8 protein-coding genes are annotated in these 6,792 nt (G+C 41.3%); 5 read left to right on the forward strand and 3 right to left on the reverse strand.

The window, feature by feature from the left end:
* Window positions 1-36: 36 nt before the first annotated feature.
* Entirely contained in the window at window positions 37-954 is a 918-nt protein-coding gene (gene xerD / locus QZ379_RS09395; RefSeq protein ID WP_291563637.1) for a site-specific tyrosine recombinase XerD, read from the reverse strand.
* Window positions 955-1,017: 63 nt separating this feature from the next.
* On the opposite strand from xerD, the gene aroQ reads away from it, so the two are divergent.
* From aroQ to QZ379_RS09420, 5 genes are read left to right on the forward strand one after another with little or no spacing between them, the layout of a single operon-like run.
* On the forward strand, window positions 1,018-1,440 hold the full coding sequence (gene aroQ / locus QZ379_RS09400; RefSeq protein ID WP_291563648.1) for a type II 3-dehydroquinate dehydratase: 423 nt from the start codon (window positions 1,018-1,020) through the stop codon (window positions 1,438-1,440).
* 29 nt (window positions 1,441-1,469) lie between these two features.
* The gene (gene pyk / locus QZ379_RS09405; RefSeq protein ID WP_291563650.1) at window positions 1,470-2,930 is read left to right on the forward strand and encodes a pyruvate kinase; all 1,461 of its coding nucleotides are present in this window, start codon (window positions 1,470-1,472) and stop codon (window positions 2,928-2,930) included.
* A gap of 6 nt (window positions 2,931-2,936) precedes the next feature.
* Window positions 2,937-3,578 (forward strand): class I SAM-dependent methyltransferase, encoded by a 642-nt coding sequence (locus tag QZ379_RS09410; RefSeq protein ID WP_291563652.1) that lies wholly within the window; start codon window positions 2,937-2,939, stop codon window positions 3,576-3,578.
* A gap of 8 nt (window positions 3,579-3,586) precedes the next feature.
* Window positions 3,587-3,922 carry a 30S ribosome-binding factor RbfA gene (rbfA, locus tag QZ379_RS09415; RefSeq protein ID WP_291563654.1) on the forward strand — a complete coding sequence of 112 codons (336 nt, stop codon included), beginning with the start codon at window positions 3,587-3,589 and terminating at the stop codon, window positions 3,920-3,922.
* A 27-nt stretch (window positions 3,923-3,949) separates the two neighbouring features.
* Window positions 3,950-5,173: an FtsX-like permease family protein gene (locus QZ379_RS09420; protein ID WP_291563656.1), complete on the forward strand. Its 1,224-nt coding sequence runs from the start codon at window positions 3,950-3,952 to the stop codon at window positions 5,171-5,173.
* Between the two features lie 2 nt (window positions 5,174-5,175).
* Here QZ379_RS09420 and murI read toward each other — a convergent pair whose 3' ends face one another.
* Both murI and QZ379_RS09430 read right to left on the reverse strand, forming a co-directional pair.
* The gene (murI, locus tag QZ379_RS09425; protein WP_291563657.1) at window positions 5,176-6,018 is read right to left on the reverse strand and encodes a glutamate racemase; all 843 of its coding nucleotides are present in this window, start codon (window positions 6,016-6,018) and stop codon (window positions 5,176-5,178) included.
* A gap of 88 nt (window positions 6,019-6,106) precedes the next feature.
* The gene (locus QZ379_RS09430; RefSeq protein WP_291563660.1) at window positions 6,107-6,664 is read right to left on the reverse strand and encodes an OmpH family outer membrane protein; all 558 of its coding nucleotides are present in this window, start codon (window positions 6,662-6,664) and stop codon (window positions 6,107-6,109) included.
* Window positions 6,665-6,792: the final 128 nt, after the last annotated feature.

Here is a 6,792-nt window from a genome sequence, read left to right on the forward strand (position 1 = left end):
ATGAAAAATACTTAAAATTTATGATTTTGGCTTCCTCTATAGTGATTTTTTGTTATTTCGTGGGTGGTGATTGATGATTTCATCCCTTAATTTCCTTCTGTCAATGTGTGTGTAAATTTCCGTAGTTCCGATGCTCTCATGGCCTAACATGCTTTGTATGGCTCTGAGGTTCGCTCCTCCTTCAAGCAGGTGTGTAGCAAATGAATGTCTGAATGTGTGCGGACTTATGGCCTTTCTCAGTCCGATTTTTTCAGCAAGTTCTTTTATTACATGAAAAACCATAATCCTTGAAATGTTCTTCCCGAATCTGCTAATGAAAAGATAATCCTCAAAGTCCGGCTTGACAAGGCCTTCATTTCTGAATGGGAAATAGTTCCTGATTTCCTTTATGGCTTTCGGGGAAATAGGAACAAGGCGCTGCTTGCTTCCCTTTCCGTCCACTTTTATGAAACCTTCGTCGAGGTACAGGTCTGAGATTTTCAGATTGCATAATTCCGAAACGCGTAATCCGCAACTGTACAGGGTTTCCAGGATGGCACAATTGCGCTGCCCTTCTCTTGTGCTTCTGTCTATAGCTCCAATCAGACTGTCTATTTCCTCTACGTTAAGGATGTCCGGCAGGTGTTTCCCTATTTGAGGAGATTCAAGAAGTTCGGAAGGGTCTTGCTCTATGTATCCGTCAAGTAACAGGAACTGAAAGAAAGAACGGATTCCTGATAATATCCTGGCCTGCGAGCGTGGATGTATGCCTATATCCCGCAATCCTGCGGCAAAATTCTCCAAATCGTCTAATGTGACATCCGTTATGTCTATCCTTTCTTCGGCCAAATATATAGTTAACTTTTCCAGGTCACTCATATAAGCCATAACAGTATTGTCCGATAAAGACTTTTCGAGCCGGAGATATTGTTTATACTTTGTTATAATTTGTTTGCTTACTTCCTTATTATTCATTCTTTTTTATTATCTTTGCACCATATTATTACAAAGGTATAAAAGTTTATATTAAAATAAACGATGCGAATACAAATAATCAATGGCCCGAATATAAATTTATTGGGAAAGCGTGAACCTTCTATCTACGGAGCTGTTTCTTTTGAAGAGTACTTCAGGAAATTAGTGTCGCAGTATCCTGAAGTGGAGTTTGCCTATTATCAGTCCAATGTGGAAGGTGAAATGATAAACAAAATTCATGAGATTGGATTCTCATTCGACGGCATAATACTCAATGCCGGTGCCTATACACATACTTCAATAGCCTTACAGGATGCCTTACGGGCTGTAACAACGCCTGCAATAGAGGTGCATATCTCGAATGTACACACAAGGGAGGAATTCAGACACAAGTCTATGATTTCGTGTGCATGTAAGGGAGTGATATGTGGCTTTGGCCTGGACTCGTACAGACTGGCGGTCGAAGCTTTTATTAATTCGAAATAATGTAAAACAGGTATAATAGTTTTTTTATTATGATGCTTAAACAAACAAAAATCGTTGCGTCCATTTCAGATTTGCGCTGTGAAGTGGATTTTATCAGAGATCTTTTTAATGCAGGTATGAACGTCGTTCGTATGAATACTGCTCATGCCAGCCGTGAAGGATTTGAGAAATTGATATCCAATGTGCGCGAAGTGTCTAACCGCATTGCAATCCTTATGGATACAAAAGGTCCTGAGGTGCGTACTACAGCCGGTGCTGAAGGTCCTATCGATTTTAAGATTGGTGATAAAGTGCAGATAGTAGGTAATCCTGATCAGGAAACTACTCGTGAATGTATCTCTGTAACATACAAAAACTTTGTTCACGACCTTTCTGTTGGTGCTTCTGTTTTGATTGATGATGGTGATTTGGCTTTGACCGTTGTCGACAAGAACGAAACTACTTTGTTCTGCGAAGTACAGAATGATGCTACTTTGGGAAGCCGCAAGAGCGTGAATGTACCTGGTGTCCGTATCAATCTTCCTTCATTGACAGAAAAGGACCGCAACAATATCCTTTATGCTATTGAAAAAGATATCGACTTTATTGCTCACTCATTTGTCCGTAACCGTCAGGATGTTCTTGATATCCGTGAGATACTTGATGCACACAACAGTGATATCAAGATTATCGCAAAAATTGAAAACCAGGAGGGTGTTGACAATATAGATGAAATCCTTGAAGTTGCCGATGGCGTTATGGTTGCACGTGGCGACTTGGGTATCGAAGTTGCTCAGGAACGTATCCCTGGTATCCAGCGTCAGTTAATCAAGAAATGTATCTTGGCTCGCAAACCGGTTATCGTTGCTACTCAGATGCTTCACACTATGATTAACAATCCACGTCCTACTCGTGCTGAAGTTACTGATATTGCTAATGCAATCTATTATCGTACAGATGCGTTGATGCTTAGTGGTGAAACTGCATACGGTAAGTATCCTGTAGAAGCAGTTAAGACAATGGCTAAGATTGCAGCACAGGCAGAGAAAGACAAGATGGAAGAAAACGATATTCAGATTCGTCTTACTGCAGAGAACGCTGATGTAACAGGCTTCCTTGCAAAATCAGCAGTACGCGCCACTAACCTTATGCCTATACATGCTATTATCACAGACAGTTTCAGTGGTTTGACAGCTCGCAGCCTTGCTGCTTATCGTGGAAAACATCCTGTATTGGCTATCTGTTATAAGGAAAAGACAATGCGTCATCTTGCTCTTTCTTACGGTGTTGAAGCTATCTATATGCCTGAGAAAGCAAACGGACAGGAATACTATTTCACAGCTCTTCGCAAGCTTATCACTGACGGAGTTCTTTCAGGCAACGACATGGTGGCATACTTGAGTAGTGGTAAGGCAGGTACTAAGACTTCATTCCTTGAAATCAATCAGGTGAACGATGTTCTTGAGCACGCTGATGATTATGTTCTTCCTAACAAAAACCGTTACTTATAATCAATAATGAAAGAAACGGACGCACTGGACGATTATATACTTCGTCACATTGATGAAGAAGGAGAATATCTGAAAGCATTATATCGGGCGACGCACGTAAAACTGCTGCGTCCCCGAATGGCTTCGGGACATCTTCAGGGACGAATGTTGAAAATGTTTGTACAGATGATTCGTCCGAAACAGGTGCTTGAGATAGGTACATACAGCGGATATTCCGCCCTTTGTCTGGCCGAAGGTCTTGAAGATGGAGCTATGCTTCATACATTCGAGATTAACGACGAACAGGAAGATTTCACACGCCCATGGCTGGAGAATTCACCATATGCAGACAAAATTAAATTCTATATAGGTGATGCTCTGGAGATAGTGCCGACGATGGATATTACGTTCGACCTTGTGTTTATGGACGGTAACAAGCGTTATTATGTCGAGTATTACGAGATGATTCTCAAACAGCTTCGCAAAGGTGGATATATCCTTGCCGACAATACCCTTTGGGATGGTCATGTGCTTGAGGAGAATCCGCATCACACGGACCTTCAGACAATAGGAATAAAGAAATTCAATGACTTGGTAGCTACCGACGAGAGAGTGGAGAAAGTAATATTGCCTATGCGCGACGGGCTTACCATAATAAGAAAAAAATAAAAGATAATATGGAAACTACCAGACAAAACAAAATAGCCAGACTCATTCAGAAAGAATTGAGTGAGATGTTTCTGGTTCAGACAAAATCAATGCCGGGTGTGCTTGTTTCTGTCAGTATAGTCAGAATCAGCCCTGATATGAGCTATGCACGTGTATACTTGAGCGTTTTCCCTTCTGAGAGAGGAGAGGAGATAGTAAAGAACATCAATGACAATATGAAGTCTATCCGTTATGAACTTGGTAACCGCGTACGTCACCAGTTGCGTATCATTCCGGAACTGAAGTTCTTCATTGACGATTCACTTGACTACGTTGAAAAGATTGACAAACTTCTGAACGACTAAAAGTCTTCACAATTAAACAGTTTCATCGTGAATTTTCCTTTTTTTATTGCTAAAAGGTATCTGTTCTCAAAGAAATCGCATAATGCCATTAATGTAATTTCTGCTATATCTGTGTGCGGAGTCGCTTTGGCCACACTGGCCATGGTCTGCACACTTTCTGTTTTTAACGGGTTCCAGGATATGGTGGCTACATTTTTCACAGCCTTTGACCCACAGATAAAGATTACATCCGTCAAGGGAAAGGTCTTTGACGGTAGCGAGCCTGTATTTGCCGAAATCAGGACCATGCCTGAAGTTGCCGTATATTCCGAATCGGTAGAGGATAACGCCATGGTACAATATAAGGGACGTCAGGCAATGGCAGTAATAAAAGGAGTGGAAGATAATTTCGACAAGCTTACTCCGATTGACAGTATCCTGTTCGGCAGAGGAGAGCTTATTCTGCACGATGAGGTGGTGGATTACGCTATTCCCGGTCTGCAGTTACTTTCTACTTTAGGTACAGGAATACGCTTTCTTGACCCGCTTGAAATATACGCTCCCAAACGTGGAAGCCGTATCAATATGTCAAACCCTATGAGCAGTTTCGTCAGCGACCAGCTCTTTTCCTCAGGTCTGACCTTCACTGTGAATCAGGAAAAATACGATGCATCGTACATTATAACATCCATTGGCTTCGCACGCCGCCTTTTTCAGTACACAAACGAAGTTTCAGCCGTTAATCTTCGTCTTACTCCGGATGCGGATGAGAATACCGTAATAAAGAAACTGAAAGAGAAATTAGGAGATGATTTCCGTGTCCAGAACCGTTACGAGCAGCAGGCAGACACATTCAGGATAATGGAAATAGAAAAACTCATTTCATACATATTCCTTACGTTTATCCTTATGATAGCATGTTTCAATGTTATCGGCTCTCTGTCAATGCTTATAATAGACAAGAAAAACGATGTACAGACATTGCGCAATCTTGGTGCTTCGGACAGTCAGATAGTGCGTATATTCCTTTTCGAAGGAAGGATGATTTCGTTCATCGGTGCTGTGTCAGGAGTGATTATAGGTCTTGTCTTGTGCCTTATCCAGCAGGAATACGGTATAATATCTTTGGGAACTGCAGGAAGTTTTATCGTAGATGCATATCCGGTGAGCGTTCATGCGTGGGATGTGGTTTTAGTGTTTGCTACAGTTCTGATAGTAGGCTTTATATCCGTGTGGTATCCGGTGAGATACCTTAGTCGCAGACTTCTGTAATCTTATTCGAGAGTTATACTCCTCACCTCCACATCTTCATGTAGGAATATCGAAGCCGATTCCTTGAATTTCTCTACTGATTCGGTTGTGAGAAACTCACATTTACCGTTCTTGGTACATCTTGAAGCTATTTCGTCATGTCTGCGGAGATAGTCTTTCAGGCTTGTAGCGACGTATTCCCCCTGTGTGATTATATTTATGCCTTCCGGAGTAAACCGCCTTATTTTGTCTATCAATAGCGGATAGTGCGTACACCCCAGTACTATAGTGTCAATATCCGCATCCTTGTCCAGCAGTTCGTTGATATATTTATTTACGAAGAAGTCAGCCCCTTCAGAATCATATTCTTTGTTCTCAACCAAAGGAACCCACATAGGGCATGCCACACCGTTTACAGTGATATCAGGAAACAACTTCTTTATTTCCATAGGATATGACTCAGAGTGAATGGTGCCTGATGTAGCGAGAATGCCTACATGACGGCTTTTCGTGATTTCCCCTATACTTTCTGCAGTCGGTCTGATAACCCCTAATACACGTCTTGAATCGTCCAGGTAAGGCAGGTCATTCTGCTGTATGCTTCTCAGGGCTTTGGCAGAAGCAGTGTTACAGGCCAGTATCACTAAAGGACATCCCATTTCGAAAAGTCTGGTGACAGCTTCCAAGGTAAATTCGTACACCACTTCGAACGAACGTGTACCGTATGGGGTACGTGCATTGTCGCCCAAATACAGATAGTCATATTCGGGTAATGCTTTTCTGATTTCCTTCAGTATTGTCAGTCCGCCGTAGCCGGAATCGAATACTCCTATAGGGCCTTTTATCAAACTTTTCAGATATGGCATATCATTCAAAATTAAAAAGTGAAGAACCTGTACACATCAGGTGTGTAGACAGATTCTTCACTTACGCTATATGTTTAATTTAATAATATTATTTTGCTGCCGGAAGTGTAGCAGGTACCTGTGGTACATATGGTGCAGCTGACAGGCTGATACCGAGGTTAGTCTTGATGTCGTTTGTGATATCCTTAGCCTGAGTTTCGTCAACGTAAGGGATATCAGTACGGTTCAAGTCGAATACGAATATATAACCACCTGCTTTAGCTACAGTCTGAACTGATTTTTCCATCTTTTCATAGATAGGAGCCATCATGTCAGCATAAGCTTTCTGCAACTGCTGCTGAGCGTCCTGCTGGAACTGCATTCCTTTTTCTGAAAGTTCCTGAAGTTCTTTCTGGCGACGTTCAAGGATGTTTTGAGGAAGGTTCTTCTGTTCCTGCTGGAATTCAGCAAACTTCTTGTTGAACTCTTCAGATGCACGTTTGATTTCATCCTCATATTGTTTCTGCAATGCCTGGATGTCTGTCTGAGCCTTAGCGTATTCAGGCATAACCAAGATGATTGATTCTGATTTGAAGTATCCGAACTTCTGTGCAAATATGCTCATTGGTGCAACGAGCATAAGCAATAATGCTAATTTTTTCAACATAACTTTAGTATTCTATTTTATATTATTAATTTCTTAGTTTATTATAAGTGTCTTTCTTTCGGTTGCAAATGTATAAAATTATTTTGAATATCCTAATTTAGAAAGGACTTCATTGCTTATATCGATAC

It is taken from the genome of Bacteroides sp. (assembly GCF_019417265.1).
GTDB lineage: Bacteria > Bacteroidota > Bacteroidia > Bacteroidales > Bacteroidaceae > Phocaeicola.

Bases quoted from the DNA above. Each gene is read 5' to 3' on its own strand.
- pyk (WP_291563650.1), top strand. From the start codon at position 1,470: ATGATGCTTAAACAAACAAAAATCGTTGCGTCCATTTCAGATTTGCGC.
- QZ379_RS09430 (WP_291563660.1), bottom strand. From the start codon at position 6,664: ATGTTGAAAAAATTAGCATTATTGCTTATGCTCGTTGCACCAATGAGC.
- xerD (WP_291563637.1), bottom strand. From the start codon at position 954: ATGAATAATAAGGAAGTAAGCAAACAAATTATAACAAAGTATAAACAA.
- murI (WP_291563657.1), bottom strand. From the start codon at position 6,018: ATGCCATATCTGAAAAGTTTGATAAAAGGCCCTATAGGAGTATTCGAT.
- rbfA (WP_291563654.1), top strand. From the start codon at position 3,587: ATGGAAACTACCAGACAAAACAAAATAGCCAGACTCATTCAGAAAGAA.
- QZ379_RS09410 (WP_291563652.1), top strand. From the start codon at position 2,937: ATGAAAGAAACGGACGCACTGGACGATTATATACTTCGTCACATTGAT.
- aroQ (WP_291563648.1), top strand. From the start codon at position 1,018: ATGCGAATACAAATAATCAATGGCCCGAATATAAATTTATTGGGAAAG.